General features: G+C 37.8%; 17 protein-coding genes and 1 riboswitch. Of the genes, 12 read left to right on the forward strand and 5 right to left on the reverse strand.

Annotated elements, in window-relative coordinates; genetic code table 11:
* The first annotated feature begins 41 nt into the window (after positions 1 to 41).
* The 7 genes from DS031_RS00555 (at position 42) to DS031_RS00585 (ending at position 7,432) form a co-directional block, all read left to right on the forward strand.
* Positions 42 to 860, forward strand: a complete 819-nt coding sequence (locus DS031_RS00555) for a sulfite exporter TauE/SafE family protein (RefSeq protein ID WP_113803979.1) — start codon at positions 42 to 44, stop codon at positions 858 to 860.
* A 16-nt stretch (positions 861 to 876) separates the two neighbouring features.
* Positions 877 to 2,283: a bifunctional metallophosphatase/5'-nucleotidase gene (locus DS031_RS00560; protein ID WP_113803980.1), complete on the forward strand. Its 1,407-nt coding sequence runs from the start codon at positions 877 to 879 to the stop codon at positions 2,281 to 2,283.
* Between the two features lie 58 nt (positions 2,284 to 2,341).
* Positions 2,342 to 2,644, forward strand: coding sequence for a YunC family protein (locus DS031_RS00565; RefSeq protein WP_113803981.1), 303 nt, complete (start codon positions 2,342 to 2,344; stop codon positions 2,642 to 2,644).
* A gap of 87 nt (positions 2,645 to 2,731) precedes the next feature.
* Positions 2,732 to 3,508 carry a sporulation protein YunB gene (gene yunB, locus DS031_RS00570; protein WP_113803982.1) on the forward strand — a complete coding sequence of 259 codons (777 nt, stop codon included), beginning with the start codon at positions 2,732 to 2,734 and terminating at the stop codon, positions 3,506 to 3,508.
* A gap of 179 nt (positions 3,509 to 3,687) precedes the next feature.
* A riboswitch (Lysine riboswitch) is annotated at positions 3,688 to 3,874 on the forward strand.
* Between the two features lie 115 nt (positions 3,875 to 3,989).
* Entirely contained in the window at positions 3,990 to 5,531 is a 1,542-nt protein-coding gene (locus tag DS031_RS00575; RefSeq protein WP_113803983.1) for a Na+/H+ antiporter NhaC family protein, read from the forward strand.
* 274 nt (positions 5,532 to 5,805) lie between these two features.
* The gene (locus tag DS031_RS00580) at positions 5,806 to 7,323 is read left to right on the forward strand and encodes a sodium-dependent transporter (RefSeq protein WP_113803984.1); all 1,518 of its coding nucleotides are present in this window, start codon (positions 5,806 to 5,808) and stop codon (positions 7,321 to 7,323) included.
* A 1-nt stretch (position 7,324) separates the two neighbouring features.
* The gene (locus DS031_RS00585; RefSeq protein ID WP_113803985.1) at positions 7,325 to 7,432 is read left to right on the forward strand and encodes a methionine/alanine import family NSS transporter small subunit; all 108 of its coding nucleotides are present in this window, start codon (positions 7,325 to 7,327) and stop codon (positions 7,430 to 7,432) included.
* Between the two features lie 35 nt (positions 7,433 to 7,467).
* Here the strand turns inward: DS031_RS00585 and DS031_RS00590 are convergent, their stop codons facing one another.
* Positions 7,468 to 8,469 carry a M23 family metallopeptidase gene (locus DS031_RS00590; protein ID WP_113803986.1) on the reverse strand — a complete coding sequence of 334 codons (1,002 nt, stop codon included), beginning with the start codon at positions 8,467 to 8,469 and terminating at the stop codon, positions 7,468 to 7,470.
* 221 nt (positions 8,470 to 8,690) lie between these two features.
* On the opposite strand from DS031_RS00590, the gene lipA reads away from it, so the two are divergent.
* Entirely contained in the window at positions 8,691 to 9,584 is an 894-nt protein-coding gene (gene lipA / locus DS031_RS00595; protein WP_113803987.1) for a lipoyl synthase, read from the forward strand.
* 97 nt (positions 9,585 to 9,681) lie between these two features.
* Here lipA and DS031_RS00600 read toward each other — a convergent pair whose 3' ends face one another.
* Positions 9,682 to 10,335, reverse strand: a complete 654-nt coding sequence (locus DS031_RS00600) for a YhcN/YlaJ family sporulation lipoprotein (protein ID WP_113803988.1) — start codon at positions 10,333 to 10,335, stop codon at positions 9,682 to 9,684.
* A 138-nt stretch (positions 10,336 to 10,473) separates the two neighbouring features.
* Between DS031_RS00600 and DS031_RS00605 the strand changes: the two genes are divergently transcribed.
* On the forward strand, positions 10,474 to 10,779 hold the full coding sequence (locus DS031_RS00605; RefSeq protein ID WP_113803989.1) for a YutD family protein: 306 nt from the start codon (positions 10,474 to 10,476) through the stop codon (positions 10,777 to 10,779).
* A 168-nt stretch (positions 10,780 to 10,947) separates the two neighbouring features.
* On the opposite strand, the gene DS031_RS00610 is transcribed toward DS031_RS00605, so the two are convergent.
* Positions 10,948 to 11,247: a hypothetical protein gene (locus tag DS031_RS00610; RefSeq protein WP_113803990.1), complete on the reverse strand. Its 300-nt coding sequence runs from the start codon at positions 11,245 to 11,247 to the stop codon at positions 10,948 to 10,950.
* A gap of 106 nt (positions 11,248 to 11,353) precedes the next feature.
* Positions 11,354 to 11,626 carry a DUF3055 domain-containing protein gene (locus DS031_RS00615; protein WP_113803991.1) on the reverse strand — a complete coding sequence of 91 codons (273 nt, stop codon included), beginning with the start codon at positions 11,624 to 11,626 and terminating at the stop codon, positions 11,354 to 11,356.
* Positions 11,627 to 11,788: 162 nt separating this feature from the next.
* On the opposite strand from DS031_RS00615, the gene DS031_RS00620 reads away from it, so the two are divergent.
* The 3 genes from DS031_RS00620 to DS031_RS00630 all read left to right on the forward strand — a co-directional run bounded on the left by DS031_RS00620 (position 11,789) and on the right by DS031_RS00630 (position 14,257).
* Positions 11,789 to 12,232 carry a DUF86 domain-containing protein gene (locus DS031_RS00620; RefSeq protein ID WP_113803992.1) on the forward strand — a complete coding sequence of 148 codons (444 nt, stop codon included), beginning with the start codon at positions 11,789 to 11,791 and terminating at the stop codon, positions 12,230 to 12,232.
* Between the two features lie 357 nt (positions 12,233 to 12,589).
* Positions 12,590 to 13,225 carry a helix-turn-helix transcriptional regulator gene (locus tag DS031_RS00625; protein ID WP_113803993.1) on the forward strand — a complete coding sequence of 212 codons (636 nt, stop codon included), beginning with the start codon at positions 12,590 to 12,592 and terminating at the stop codon, positions 13,223 to 13,225.
* Between the two features lie 267 nt (positions 13,226 to 13,492).
* Positions 13,493 to 14,257 (forward strand): TIGR01457 family HAD-type hydrolase, encoded by a 765-nt coding sequence (locus tag DS031_RS00630; RefSeq protein WP_113803994.1) that lies wholly within the window; start codon positions 13,493 to 13,495, stop codon positions 14,255 to 14,257.
* Positions 14,258 to 14,325: 68 nt separating this feature from the next.
* On the opposite strand, the gene DS031_RS00635 is transcribed toward DS031_RS00630, so the two are convergent.
* Positions 14,326 to 14,823: a phosphatidylglycerophosphatase A family protein gene (locus DS031_RS00635; protein ID WP_113803995.1), complete on the reverse strand. Its 498-nt coding sequence runs from the start codon at positions 14,821 to 14,823 to the stop codon at positions 14,326 to 14,328.
* Positions 14,824 to 14,884: the final 61 nt, after the last annotated feature.

Here is a 14,884-nt window from a genome sequence, read left to right on the forward strand (position 1 = left end):
CAGGAGCCTTGCACTTTTCTTAATAAGAGAGGAAAGATTTGATGGATTGGGTCATACTTGTAATAATAGGGTTTTTTGGAGGGACGATTGGCAGTTTAGTTGGTCTTGGGGGAGGCATTATTGTTGTGCCTTCACTTCTTCTGTTTAGTTATTACACGCCCTTTTTCCCTTCTTTAAGTCCGCAAATTATTGTTGGCATATCTATTATTATCTTAATTGTAACAGGGCTTTCTTCCACATTAGCGTATTTAAAACAAAAAAAGGTGGATGTTTACAGCGGGATTATTTTTTTTATAGGCAGTGGACCTGGAGCATATATAGGAGCTCTTATTAATAAAACCATTAGCTTTCAAGGTTTTTCTATTTATTTCGGCGGATTTATGATTTTTATTTCTTTATTATTAATGATAAGGGGACACTTAAAGCCGCTAAAGCTGTCAATAGGGAAAGTTCATTCTTTTAAAGATGAAGAAGGTAGAGAGTATACGTATCGTTATTCCGCAGTTCTTGCTGTTTTCATAGCCTTTTTTGTGGGCGTTCTTTCTGGGTTGTTTGGCATTGGCGGTGGTTCGTTAATGGTGCCGGTCATGCTGTTGTTATTTGGCTTTCCGACGTCTGTTGCGATAGCCACGAGTATGTTTCTTGTATTTTTATCAGCGCTTGTTGGTTCGATTGCTCATATTCGTTTAGGGAATGTACACTGGCTGTATGTTTGTGCTTTAATTCCTGGGGCTTGGTTTGGCGGAAAATTTGGGGCTTATTTAAATGAAAAACTTGCGGATGATACGGTTGTAAAAATTTTAAGAGGATTGTTAATGCTTGTCGGGGTTCGCTTAATATGGCAAGGATTCATGAATTAAGAAAGGGGGAAAACCGATGTCCCTAGAAAAAATTCATGTTTATCATACAAACGATTTACATAGTTACTTGGGGAATTGGCCAAAGGTAGTTTCGTATATAAAACAGCAGCGAAAGCTTCATAACCTGCAGAAAGAAGATATGCTTTTATTTGATATTGGTGATCATGCTGATCGAGCGCATGTATTAACAGAAGGTACAAAAGGAGCAGGAAATGTTGCTTTGTTAAATGAAGCAGGATACGATAATGTGACGATAGGAAATAATGAAGGAATTACCTTTCCGACAGAAGATTTAGATTCTCTGTATAAAGATGCAAAATTTAACGTTCTTTTAGCAAATTTATTTTATGAAAATGGAGAACGTCCAGCTTGGGCTAAACCTTATGAAATTCACCATTTAAACAATGGAATTAAAGTAGGAGTTATAGGAGCAACGATTCCATTTTCCGCGTTTTATAAAATGCTTAGATGGAAAGCTGTTGATCCTTTTGAACTGCTTCCTAGTTTAATTCAGGAAGTAAGAAAGCAGGCGGATATTGTAATTCTGCTTTCCCATCTAGGTTATTACGATGACCTGCAGATTGCTGAAAAGTTAGAAGGGATTGATGTGATTTTAGGTGGACATACGCATCATGTTCTGCAGCATGGAAAGAATGTAAAAGGTACACTTATTGCACAGGCTGGGAAATTTGGCTTTTATGTAGGAGAAGTAACAATGAGTTATGATACATCCTTAAAGCAGCTTGTCTCCTGTGAGGCGGCATGTGTGGCAGTTGAATCGATAAAAAATGATGGGCAAACAGAAGAATTAGTTAAAAAATGGACGAAAAAAGGACAAGACGCTCTAAAGGAAACAGTTATTGCATTAGAAGAACCCCTTGAAGTGTCATGGAAGGAGCCGTCTCCTTTTACGAAGCTTCTTGCCCAAAGTGTAAAAGAATGGTGTGGGGCAGAAATCTCAATGGTGAATGCTGGTCTTTTGCTCAAGTCTTTACCAAAAGGAATTGTAACGAAAGAGGACCTGCATCGTGTATGTCCGCACCCAATTAATCCATGTAAAGTAAAATTAAAAGGCAGTGAATTAAAGGAAATCATTTTACAAGCATTAACAGATGAAATGGTGAACTTACAAGTAAAGGGATTTGGATTCCGTGGGGAAATGATGGGTGCAATGATTTACGATGGGATTGAAGTAAAAGCAGAACGACTTGAAGATGGCCTTCTTCATGCATCTTCTATCTCTGTGCTTGGCAAACCAATTAATGCTGATAAAATATATGATGTAGCAACTGTTGATATGTTTACATTTGGACATTTGTATCCTTCTATTGCCCATGCAAAGGATAAAACATATTATTTGCCAGAAATGCTTCGTGAAATATTGGCGTGGAAGTTTATGAAAACGACCTTGAGTAAAAATTAGTATCCCTTCACCTGCTAATCACATACATATAAAGTGATTAGAAAGGAGTGAAGGTCGAATGATTTCAATCACCCCGATCATGATTGAAGGGTTTTCATTTACCGCTGTATCTGTGAAGCTGCCAAAAACAAATTTTTTATCCGTTAGCAGTGAAAAAGGCTATATTATGTGCGGGGCGCTGGATGTTGCACTGTTAAATGAAAAACTTAGTGATCGAAAAATCATTGCAGGTCGAGCGGTAGGTGTCCGCTCCATTGAACAGCTGTTAGAAGCACCGCTTGAGTCCGTGACTCTTGAAGCGGAAGCGTTAGGAATTACAATTGGTATGAAAGGAAAAGAAGCTCTGTTAAAAATGCTTTAACACTGCTTTTTTAAAATAAAACATAAAAATAAATTAAGCGATACAACCTCCTTTTATGCATATAGATACATAAAGGGGGGTTTTTCTTTGGTTCGAAAATTTAAGCGCCTTCGTCGACGGAGAGGGCCGCTTCCATTTCGGCATGTGTTTGTTTTGTCATTTTTTATCTTTGCAGTTTTAACGGTGCAGGGATTGTGGATTGTTGAAAAAGGAATTGAACCAACATTGATGAGATATGCAGAAACAAAAACGCGCCAAATTGCAGAGAAAGCGATTAATGATGCGATCTCCAAAAAAGTAGTCTCAGAGGATATGGATATGAGTGAGTTAATTATTACTCATCGAATTGAAGGTTCCGATCAAGTAGGGTTTAGCTTTAATCAACAAGTAAATAATCGAATTTTATCTGAAGCGACAAATCGTGTTCAAAAACATTTAGATTTAATTGAAGAGGGGAATTTAGACGAGTTAAAAGCCTTTTTAGAATCTGAAGATCTTGAACTTGAGTTTGAGGAAACAGAATCCGGCACCGGGCTGATTTATTGGATCCCGTTAGGAGCAGCAACAAATAACGCTCTATTATCAAATTTAGGACCATTAGTGCCAATACGCTTTCAATTTATTGGTGATGTGCAATCAGGCATGGAAACAAAAGCTACATCAGTTGGAATAAATAACACATATTTAGAAGTTCTGCTAAATTTGAGTGTTGACGTCAATTTAGTACTTCCGTTTTCGACTAAAACAGCTCCAATCTCTACGACGGTAAGGGTAGGGGATTTGTTTTTACCAGGAAAGGTACCAGATGTTTATTATCAAGGCCAAGGAGGGACGGCCCCGCCTCCATCTATAAAAGTTAATTGAGTATTTTATCGATATAATGTATAGGTATTCAAATTTCAGAAATAACAGAAATTTATAAAGATTAAATATCTTTATTTTAGGTTTTTATCGGAAGTGGAACAGTAAGAAAATTTGTTTGAAATCAAAAAAACGTTCTGTTAAAATAATAATCAATAAAATAATTTGTCCAACTTATCCCATGATGGGGTAGAGGAGCAGTGTTCATAAGTACATGTTGTGAGGATGACAACGGTGATCAACATGAAAAGGGAACAGTGCCGAAACAGGGTTCACTGTCACGTGACTGCTGTTGGGGTTATTGCCGAATAGGAATAACACTGTCACTGCAAGAGGAAGCTTTGCTTGTGGTGGAGAACTACTTATCGTGATAGACGTTGCCAACATTGCTTATTAAAAGCGATGATAGGTAATTTTCCTATCATCGCTTTTTTGTGTGTTCGAAAGACAAATTAAGAGTTTAATAAAAAATAGGAGGGAAAAAATGGAGCATTCAGCATTATCATTAATTCCGCCGATTTTAGCGCTTATCATGGTAATGGTTACACGAAAAGTGTTATTATCATTAGGCATTGGAATTATCGTTGGCGCATTAATGATTAATCAATACAGTGTAGGGGATAGTGCCTTACAAATTTACGAGATTGTAAAAGGAATTATCATTTCAGACGGCAGCTTAAATACGTGGAATATATATATTATTTTCTTTTTACTGCTTTTAGGAATGATTACATCACTTATTTCAATGGCTGGTGGAAGCCGTGCATTCGGTGAGTGGGCAATGAAGCGTGTGAAAACACGTGTAGGGGCGCAGTTAATAACGATTTTACTAGGTATTATTATTTTTATTGATGATTATTTTAACAGCTTAGCTGTTGGAAATGTGAGCCGCCCGTTAACAGACCGTCACCGCGTTTCACGTGCAAAGCTTGCTTATTTAATTGATTCAACAGCCGCACCGATTTGTATTATTTCTCCCATTTCGAGCTGGGGGGCGTATATTATTGCGATTATTGGCGGGCTTTTAGCGACGCATGGCGTAACTGAAATAAGTGCACTGTCCGCATTTATGACAATGATTCCAATGAATTTATATGCCATTATTGCAATGATTCTTGTGGTTGCAGCAGCGCTTTATAATATTAATCTCGGTTCAATGAAAACTCATGAAGAACGTGCTGTAAAAACTGGAGAAGTATTAGATCCGCAAAAAGGCGAAGTGCCGGGTGAAACATCTGATCTTCCGGAAAGTTCAAACGGGAAAGTGCGTGATCTTGTTTTACCGATTCTTGCATTAATCGCTGCGACAGTGGCGTTTATGATGATAACAGGCGCGCAAAATACAGAAGGTACTGCGACGATTTTAAGTATTTTTGAAAATACAGACGTTGCGGCATCATTATTATATGGCGGCTTAGTCGGTTTAGCTGTAACGATTGTCATCTTTTTAACAAAAGGAATGTCAGCCGGTAGCTTTGGAAAAGGATTGTGGAGCGGCATTAAATCAATGCTTCCTGCTATTTATATTTTGTTTTTTGCATGGACATTAATTGAAATCATCTCTGGTCTCGGTACAGGTAAATATTTAGCAGGTCTTGTAAACGAACATATTAACATTGCTTATTTGCCGTTTTTATTATTTATTATTGCTGGATTTATGGCATTTGCTACTGGAACGTCTTGGGGAACGTTTGGAATCATGCTTCCGATTGCAGCGGACATTGCAGCAGCAGCGGATATTACAATGCTGCTTCCTGTAATGGCAGCAGTATTAGCGGGTTCTGTGTTTGGGGATCACTGCTCACCAATTTCAGATACAACGATTCTTTCCTCTACCGGAGCGGGCAGTCATCATATTGATCACGTAATGACACAGCTTCCATATACAGCTGCTGCTGCAGTTATTTCAGCAATTGGCTATCTTGTGTTAGGTTTTACAGGCAGTGTATTAGCTGCTCTTCTTTCTGCGCTCGTTCTGCTTACGATCTTTATTTTTATTACAAAAAATAAAACAGCAGTTGTTTAAATTGAAGCAGCTCAAGCAAATGCTTGAGCTGTTTTTCTGATATAACAGTACCTCCATTAATTACCACGCATAATTCGACAATTTTTAAAGGAAAATGCAAATAATGCTTTGACAGAGGTTTACGATCGATATATACTATTTAACGTAGCACCTGTAAATATACAAAATAGTCAGAAAAAAGATAAAATTTAAAAACCTTTTTCTGGAAGGTGTACCATAAAGATTCTCTCTTTATAAAATTATATTGAGCAAACAAAAAAAGGAGGAAGATTCAATGGAGAATCGTGCACAATTTGGAACGCGGGCAGGCTTTATTTTAGCTGCTGTTGGTTCCGCAATCGGGTTAGGAAACATTTGGCGCTTTCCTGCCACAGCATATGAAAATGGGGGAGGGGCGTTTTTTATTCCCTATTTATTTGCGCTGTTAACAGCAGGAATTCCGCTTTTAATTTTAGAGTTTACAATGGGACATAGATATAGAGGTTCAGCGCCGTTGGCATTCTCTCGCTTAAATCGTAAAACAGAATGGATCGGCTGGTGGCAGGTTGCCATTTCATTTGTTATTTCTACTTATTATGCTGTTATTATTGGTTGGGCAATGTCTTATAGTATTTTCTCGTTAAAATTATCATGGGGAGAAGATACTGGTACATTTTTAATGAGCAATTACTTAAATCGAGTGGATATTGCTAGTGGAGGAGTTCCTGGTGACTTTGGAGGTCTTGTACCGGGTGTATTTATTCCACTTATTATCGTGTGGGTTATTGCGTTAGCTGTGTTATTAAAGGGTGTTAAAAAAGGGATTGAACGAGCGAATAAAATTTTCATTCCAACATTAGTTGTATTATTCTTTATTATTGTTGTACGAGCTCTTACCTTAGAAGGTGCAGCAGCAGGATTAGAAGCATTCTTCAAACCGGACTGGTCGCAAATTTCCAACGGTAAAGTATGGGTAGCTGCTTACGGACAAATTTTCTTTAGTTTATCAATTGGTTTTGCGATTATGATTACTTATTCAAGTTATCTTCCTAAAAAGTCTGATATTACAAACAATGCGTTTATTACAGGGTTTAGTAACTCTGGATTTGAATTATTAGCAGGTATTGGCGTATTTAGTGCATTAGGGTTCATGGCAACATCACAAGGTGTTCCTGTAAAAGAGGTTGTAACAGGTGGAGTAGGACTTGCTTTTGTTGTCTTTCCGCAAATTATTAATGAGTTTCCTGCCTTAAACAGTTTATTTGGTTTCTTATTTTTTGCATCACTTGTTCTTGCTGGTCTTTCTTCATTGATTTCAATTGTCGAAACATATGTTGCAGCGTTAACAGAGAAATTTAATATTTCTCGTACAAAAGCCGTTCTTTTCGGTGGTGGTTTTGCAGCAATTGTCTCGGTAACTTATGCAACTCAAGGCGGCTTATTTTTCTTAGATGTGGCAGATTATTTTATTAATCAATTTGGTGTTGCATTAGCAGGACTAGTTGAAGTAGTTGTTATTGCATGGGTATTAAGAAAGCTTCCAGATCTTAAAGAACATGCAAACGGTATTTCTGATATTCGTCTTGGCGGTTGGTGGAATATTTGTTTATCTGTGATTACACCGGTTGTATTAGGATATATGATGTTTGATTTAATTAAGCAGAACATCGCTGAAAATTATGAAGGATATGAAACAGCATTTATTATTCAATCAGGCTGGATGGTTGCTGCAGGAGCGGTTGTTGTTGGGATAATTCTTTCATTAGTAAAATGGAATAAAAGCACTGCAGCAAATGATAAGGAGGTAAGCTAATATGAGTGGAAGTGCAATCGTAATGATGCTTGCTGGTATGGTCATTATCTGGGGAGGTCTTGCTGCAAGTATTTTAAATGCAGTGCGTGTATCAAAACAAAAAGGATAATTTAAAAAGAGATGACTCATTTGAGTCATCTCTTTTTATTTTTTGCGGAGCCTTTGCTTTTCTTCTCGTTCCCATGCTCTTAAAGAAGGATATGGATCAAATGACCATTCTTTATAGCCGTTATCACGGTACATGCCGTAATGAAGATGTGGTGGGAATTTTCCAGAGGTGCCAGGAGGACCGTATCCTGAGCTTCCTACATATCCAATTACATCTCCAGGTTTTACAATTGTTCCTTTTGCAATATTTTTTTCAAACCCGTTTAAGTGAGCGAAGTAATGATACACATTATTTAAATCCCTAATTCCGATTCGCCACCCGCCGTATCGGTTCCAGCCTTTCATTTCTACCACGCCGTATGTCGTTGCTTTCACCGAAACGCCATGATTTGCAAAAATATCAGTTCCTTCATGGATGCGCAAACCTCCCCATCCTCTTCTATCTCCCCATGTATTACGATAACTGTAGTTTGCTTTTAGGGCGACTGGAAAGGCACGCTCTGTTAAGGCAAGCTTTCCAAAATGCTTATAAATTTTAGCGTTATTCATAATAATACTAACCGCTTGATCACGATGATAATAGTCCCATAATCCAATTTTAAGATCTTCCATTTTTGTGCCGTACTGCTCTAAATGATGGGCAAATGTATATAAAATATCTTCATCATTTTCACGGTCTGCTTTTCCATCTCCATTACCGTCACGCCCTATTCCCCCGAATGTGTTAATTGTTAATGAATTTGTATCATTTAAATCTGGATTTAGCGGACCAACCCATTGTCGTGGTGAGAAATAAATCCCAATATGGCCTTTTTCGTGGGGTAAGTCATTGCGGGTACGTCTTACATTGAGTTCATATTGGTCAATACCAGCAAAGATATACCAAGGGATTTGTGAAGCTGCTTCCATCTTATGATATAAATTCATGCGCTCTTTATAAGTATCGGCTTCAGAAGCACGAACGTTTTGAAGTGGGGAAAGGGTTAGTAAAAAAGCAAAGAAGAACAGTAATTTCTTCAACCAAAGCACTCCTTTCATTTCACTTATCCATAGTTTGAGTGTTGCTCTTGAAAAACATGACAAATAATTGCTGGAAATTTTTTAGAAGCATGCTTTTGTGGCGAAATAGCGTAAAGTGTGTTACATTGACATATGAATCGAACATAACAAACCACTGTTTTTAGAAAACTTTTCACTTTGATGATTCGCTGATCATCATTATAATAAGTAATAGACAGTATCGTATTGGAGTGAGCGAGATGGCTAAAAAAGAAGAATACTTACGTAAGCCCGAATGGTTAAAAATTAAATTAAATACAAATGAGAATTATACAGGCCTAAAAAAAATGATGCGCGAAAAAAAATTACATACGGTCTGTGAAGAAGCAAGATGTCCGAATATTCATGAATGCTGGGCAGTGAGAAAAACAGCAACTTTTATGATTTTAGGAAGTGTATGTACGCGTGCATGCCGTTTTTGTGCGGTTAAAACAGGACTACCAACAGAACTTGACCTGCAGGAGCCAGAGCGTGTAGCAGAATCTGTTGAGCAAATGGGATTAAAGCACGCGGTTATAACAGCGGTTGCTCGTGATGATTTAAAGGATGGCGGCGCGCAAATTTTTGCAGAAACGGTTCGTGAAGTAAGAAAACGCAATCCACTTTGCAGTATTGAAGTATTGCCTTCTGACATGAATGGGAATTATGAAGATTTAAAAACATTAATGGATGCAAAGCCAGACATTTTAAATCATAATATTGAGACTGTTAAACGTTTAACACCAAGAGTTCGCGCACGTGCAACTTATGAGCGTTCACTTGAATTTTTGCGCCGTGCCAAAGAAATGAATCCATCCATTCCGACAAAATCTAGTATTATGATTGGTTTAGGTGAAACAAAAGAAGAAATTATTGAAACAATGGATGACCTTCGTGCAAATAATGTAGACATTATGACGATTGGTCAATATTTGCAGCCAACAAAGCGTCATTTAAAGGTGCAAAAATATTGGAGTCCAGAAGAGTTTGCTGAATTAAAAGAAATTGCGCTCTCAAAAGGCTTCAGTCATTGTGAAGCAGGTCCATTAGTGCGCTCTTCTTATCATGCGGATGAGCAGGTTAACGCAGCAAATAAAAATGTAAAAGCAAATTAATTAATAAGCTAATTTGAAAGAGATTGACTTAAAAGAGAGGATGTCCCCTTGTTAAAAAGGTGCATTCTTTAATAAGTCAATCTCTATTTCGTTGTGTTTATTGCATTGTATTTGAATCTTCCGTCATCTTACCTTCATCTGTTTCTCCATCCATCACACCATTTGGGTTTTCTCCGTCGCTTACTTTTTCCCCTTGAGGCGATTGTTTCATTTTTTGGATAGTAGACTGCAGATAGCTATCGATATTGTTCGTACGAGTTGTTAAGTTTTGAAAGCGTTCGATATCAGAAATAACAGTATCATCGTCTGATACGTAAACATGATAGTAGCGCGGAATAACAGAAAGCGCTGTTTTCTTAACTTGATCGGCTGTTTCAAAGCGTCCTTCTGCATCTGTTTGGTAGCCGATTAATACCTTATCATCCGTAACAAGTGTTGCCGCTTCATTTACATTTGGCAGGTTAACGGCCATACGGGTAATCATGTCTGCCACAGCATCTCGATCAATAGCACCAATTACACCTTGCTGTGTGCTGTCGTTTTCATTTTTTTGCAGGCGCACATATCCAAATTGATCCGTATCTTGATTTGGTATTAATTTTTGGGTCGTTTTATCTGCAAAGTTGTAGGAATCTGTATCTGACACATTTCGCATTCCAAGATCATTATCATATGCTGTATCTCCGTTATTATCTGCTTGACAGCCTGTTATCATAAAAGCAGCTGCAGCCGCAAGAAACCACTTTTTCATTTTAAATGTCACCCCCATATCGTTAGGATGACCAACTCAAAGGTTTTTATTTTTACAATTGTTGGCTCGGGAAAGAGAAAGAAATGTGGTAAACTAGAAGGTGTGAATGGAAATTACGTATAAAGGTGGAAGCCGTCCATGATTGTTGTACAAGGAAATCAGTATGAATTAGTTGAAAATTTTAAAGAAGGTTGGAACGAAGAAGAATTTAAAGCGAGATACAGTGATATTTTAACGAAATATGATTATATTATTGGCGATTGGGGTTATAATCAGCTTCGTTTAAAAGGCTTTTTTGAAGATACTCATCCAAAAGCCACATATGATACGAAAATCAGCTCATTGTCTGAGTATGTATACGAATATTGTAACTTTGGCTGCGCATTTTTTGTGATTAAAAAAGTGAAAAATAAGAAATCACAAAACAAACCTTCCCCATCTTAATAAGAGGGGAAAGATTTGTTTAAAAGATAAGAAATTATAAAATGTGGTGTCCAGCTTCAGGCGCCACCGGCTCGAGGTCACAAGTCAATCCGTCCAGAAGATAAAAAGCAACCTTCCAGCCATCTTGCCTTGTGCTTGTCGCCGATAATCGGGCGCCTTGTGCTTTTCTTATTTAGGTGAAACATCATCATAAGGAGCTTCATCGCTTTCATTCGGATTATCGTGTGTTGGATGCGATCCTGGGTCTTGACGAGGTAATCCTTCATGAAGTGTTTTATTTTCATAATTAAAGGCGCTGTAATAACGTTGATCTTCGTCAAACGGTGTTGATTTACCAAGTTTACGGTTAATAGGTGAGCCATAAGGTCCTTCAGGTAAGTCTTCTGGAAGCACATAATTATGCATCGTTTCAACAACAGCGAAATCGTTATATTCTTTTTCTGATTTGTTATTTTTTTCTTCGGGCATAAAAAAAACCGCCTTTCTTTAGAAGCTCATTCAAAAAGGAAAGATCCTTTAAGTTGTAACGTGTCCCTAAAAGGCGATTTTAATGCAGGCTAAAGCTTTAGAAGGCTTAAACAGTAATCACTTCTTCTAAAAATTCTCGCAGTTCTTCGGCGTCCTCTTCATTAAGCTGAAAGGCGTGCTCTAAGTATCCGGGCTCTTCAAGATCGTCTCGACCAATAATCGCAAATCGTCCGCTCTGAATGTCAAAAACAATTGATTTACCATAATGGCGATCTGTTTGAAGAATACCTAAATCAAAACGATGATTTTCACCCATAAAGCTTACAAATCGTGTGCGTGTTTCATCTGTTTCATCATAAAGATAAAAACGCTCAGCCATGATACCACTCCTTTTTTATGTCCTTCTTTGTTTGATTGTATCAAATCATTGTTCTGCTGTGTTACTATATTATAAAATTAAACAAGATAATGAAAGGGGATTCACCTAAAAAATTCTCTTACATATCACTTACACATTTCTAAAAAAGCAGGTGATGGGAACATGTATTTTGTTGATCGAAAAAACATTGAAAAACATCTTTCTTACATAGAAGAATGTTTAGCCGTCTTTCAGAAACAACCTTCTTGGCAGAAACATGTTGAAAAGTTAGCACTCGAACGTCTTGCTCAAGTTGTTATTGAAGCAATCATTGATGTCGGAAATGATATTATTGATGGGTTTATTATGCGTGATCCTGGAAGTTATGAAGATATTATTGATATTTTACTTGATGAAAATGTGATTAATCGTAATGAATCAGCTCGGCTTAAAGAAGTTATTGCCTATCGTAAAATGCTTGTTCAATCTTACACAGAAATTGAGGCTGATCAATTATACGATGTGCTTGCAAACAGTTATGAGGTCATTGGTTTATTTACAAAGCAGGTTCGCCGCTATTTAGACGAAGAGTTAGGTCCTGTTTCTGCATTTATGCCAACTGAATAAGGCATGAATCGTCCTTTCTTATTGTCCAGCTTCAGCACCTACCCCCTCGAGTCAAATAACCTTACGGCGTAAAGGCAAAAAGCGCCTTTTCGTCGTAAGAACATTTGCTTGTCGGGGGTGAGCAAGGCGCTTGCGCTTTTCTTATTGTCCAGCTCCAGGCACCATCGGCTCGAGGTCACAAATCAATCCGTCCAGAAGATAAAAAGCAATCTTCTAGCCGTCTTGCCTTGTGCTTGTCGCCGATAATCGGGCGCCTTGCGCTTTTCTTATTACAGTTGGTAATTTTTAAACATTTTTGTTTAGAAATTTACGATACTGTAAAAATAAGCTACAATAGTGGAAAGGATGGTGAAGCATATGGTACAAAAAACCACCTCAACACGCGATCAAATTTTAGCGCTGTTAAAGAAAGAAGCTCGTATGACAGTTACAGAGATGGCTTTGCAGCTTAGTGTAACAGAAATGGCTGTTCGTCGTCATTTAAATACATTAGAACGTGACCATTTAGTTGAGACAACGCTTGTTCGACAGGCGATGGGAAGACCGCTTTATGTGTATCACCTTACAAAAGCAGGTGATGAATTATTTCCACGCAAGTATTCAGCTTTAACCTTAGAATTTTTAAAGGATTTAGAGGAAATAAGTGGAGAAGAAACGATTGATAAGCTCTTTGAACGAAGAGAGGATCGTTTAAATAAAGCATACAGTCAGCGTATGGAAGGCAAAACATTTGAAGAAAAAGTAGCAGAACTTGCAGTTATTCAAAACGAAAATGGCTATATGGTGGAATGGGAAAAGCAGGATCAGGATACGTATCTGTTAAAAGAGTTTAACTGTCCTATTTCGCAAGTTGCAAATGCGTATCAAAAAGCATGTGCATGTGAACTTTCGCTTTTTCAAAGAGTTCTCGGTACAAATGATGTAGACCGTGTTACATGTATGGCAAAAGGCGGCGACAACTGTCGTTATATTATTAAACAAAATAAAAATTAAAAGGGGCTGTCTCAAAAGCATAGAGTCAGACCCTCCCCGCCTCATATATAGTATGCGATTTATAAAAAGCATCTACAGCTTGTATGAGGTTGTGGGGGGTCAGACCCTATTGAGGCACCCCCTTTTAGTTTTGCGCGTTGGAGTAAAGCCTGATTTTAAAAAGTTTTACTCGTTAATAGCGGAAAGCGTTAAAATGATTTGATATACTATAGAGTGGTACTATATGATTTCTTGGAGAGAAACGTTACATAAAAGGAGAGAGAAAAGTTGAAAAAGTATAAAGGGTATTTAATTGATTTAGATGGTACAATGTACCGCGGTACAGAAAGTATTGAAAGTGCTGTTGCTTTTGTGAAACGCCTTGAGGAAGAGGGAATTCCTTATTTATTTGTAACAAACAACTCTTCGAAAACACCTGAACAGGTAGCAGAACATCTTCGTGAATTTGGCGTGCCTGCGACAGAGGAACATGTATTTACAACAAGTATGGCAACAGCAAGCTTTTTAAGAGAGCAAAAAGAAAATGCTTCTGTTTATATTGTTGGCGGGGAAGGAATCCGAAGTGCTATTACACAACAAGGAATGACGATTACAGATGATCATCCTGATTATGTCATTGTTGGTCTTGACCGTGAAGTAACATATGAAAAACTTGCAAAAGCGTGTTTAGCAGTGCGTGCAGGAGCAACATTTATTTCAACAAATGGAGATGTAGCCCTCCCGACTGAAAGAGGGTTTATGCCTGGAAATGGTGCGATTACATCGGTTGTTTCTGTATCAACAGGAGTGACGCCAATTTTTATTGGGAAACCGGAATCGATTATCGTAAATCAAGCTTTAGAAAAAATCGGCACACCAAAATCAGAAACAGTAATGGTTGGCGACAATTATCATACAGATATTTTAGCAGGGATTCGCGGCGGTATTGACACGCTGCTTGTTTATACAGGAGTAACAACAAAGGAGCATATTGAAGAAGTAGACGTGAAGCCAACCCATGCGGTAGATTCTTTAGCGGACTGGGATATTTAATCATAAAAAAGAAGCTGCAAAAAAGCAGCTTCTTTTAATTTGTCACAGTTAACCAATGATGCTCACCCTTACTCTTGCCCAGCCTCGCGATGAGCTAATCGACTGGAAGCCGCAGCAGCAATTGCCCCGACAATATCATCTAGAAAGGTATGACATTCTCCGCTTGATTTATCATTTAAACGTTCTAAAATACCGGGTTTTTGCTTATCGATATATCCATAATTTGTAAAACCGATAGAGCCGTAAACATTAACGATTGAAAAGGCAATAATTTCATCGACTCCATACAATCCTTCATCTCTTTTAACAATATCTTCAAGAGGAGGATCTAGTAATCCTTTTTCAGCAAGACGATCAAGTTGTATGCCTGTTAAAATAGCATTTTGCACTTCACGTTTTGAAAGCACTCGTTCTACATTTTCACGACACATATCTAACGTTAAATTTGGATGGTATTTTACTTGAAGAAAATAGACAAGATCGGCAATGTCATCTATTTTAACGCCTCTCTCCTTTAACCATGTTAACGCAGTTTGTGCAACAGGATCTTCTTTTTTTTGTCCCACGTCACGTTCACCCAACTTTTATTTGTAATTTTTCTTCCTATAAACAAAAATTTGCTCAAAA

The organism is Bacillus taeanensis (genome assembly GCF_003318295.1).
Classification (GTDB): domain Bacteria; phylum Bacillota; class Bacilli; order Bacillales; family UBA6769; genus Maribacillus; species Maribacillus taeanensis.

Excerpts from the sequence above, each read along its gene's own strand:
- DS031_RS00555 (WP_113803979.1), top strand. The coding sequence starts at position 42 with ATGGATTGGGTCATACTTGTAATAATAGGGTTTTTTGGAGGGACGATT.
- DS031_RS00560 (WP_113803980.1), top strand. The coding sequence starts at position 877 with ATGTCCCTAGAAAAAATTCATGTTTATCATACAAACGATTTACATAGT.
- DS031_RS00565 (WP_113803981.1), top strand. The coding sequence starts at position 2,342 with ATGATTTCAATCACCCCGATCATGATTGAAGGGTTTTCATTTACCGCT.
- DS031_RS00575 (WP_113803983.1), top strand. The coding sequence starts at position 3,990 with ATGGAGCATTCAGCATTATCATTAATTCCGCCGATTTTAGCGCTTATC.
- DS031_RS00580 (WP_113803984.1), top strand. The coding sequence starts at position 5,806 with ATGGAGAATCGTGCACAATTTGGAACGCGGGCAGGCTTTATTTTAGCT.
- DS031_RS00585 (WP_113803985.1), top strand. The coding sequence starts at position 7,325 with ATGAGTGGAAGTGCAATCGTAATGATGCTTGCTGGTATGGTCATTATC.
- DS031_RS00590 (WP_113803986.1), bottom strand. The coding sequence starts at position 8,469 with ATGAAAGGAGTGCTTTGGTTGAAGAAATTACTGTTCTTCTTTGCTTTT.
- lipA (WP_113803987.1), top strand. The coding sequence starts at position 8,691 with ATGGCTAAAAAAGAAGAATACTTACGTAAGCCCGAATGGTTAAAAATT.
- DS031_RS00600 (WP_113803988.1), bottom strand. The coding sequence starts at position 10,335 with ATGAAAAAGTGGTTTCTTGCGGCTGCAGCTGCTTTTATGATAACAGGC.
- DS031_RS00605 (WP_113803989.1), top strand. The coding sequence starts at position 10,474 with ATGATTGTTGTACAAGGAAATCAGTATGAATTAGTTGAAAATTTTAAA.
- DS031_RS00610 (WP_113803990.1), bottom strand. The coding sequence starts at position 11,247 with ATGCCCGAAGAAAAAAATAACAAATCAGAAAAAGAATATAACGATTTC.
- DS031_RS00615 (WP_113803991.1), bottom strand. The coding sequence starts at position 11,626 with ATGGCTGAGCGTTTTTATCTTTATGATGAAACAGATGAAACACGCACA.
- DS031_RS00620 (WP_113803992.1), top strand. The coding sequence starts at position 11,789 with ATGTATTTTGTTGATCGAAAAAACATTGAAAAACATCTTTCTTACATA.
- DS031_RS00625 (WP_113803993.1), top strand. The coding sequence starts at position 12,590 with ATGGTACAAAAAACCACCTCAACACGCGATCAAATTTTAGCGCTGTTA.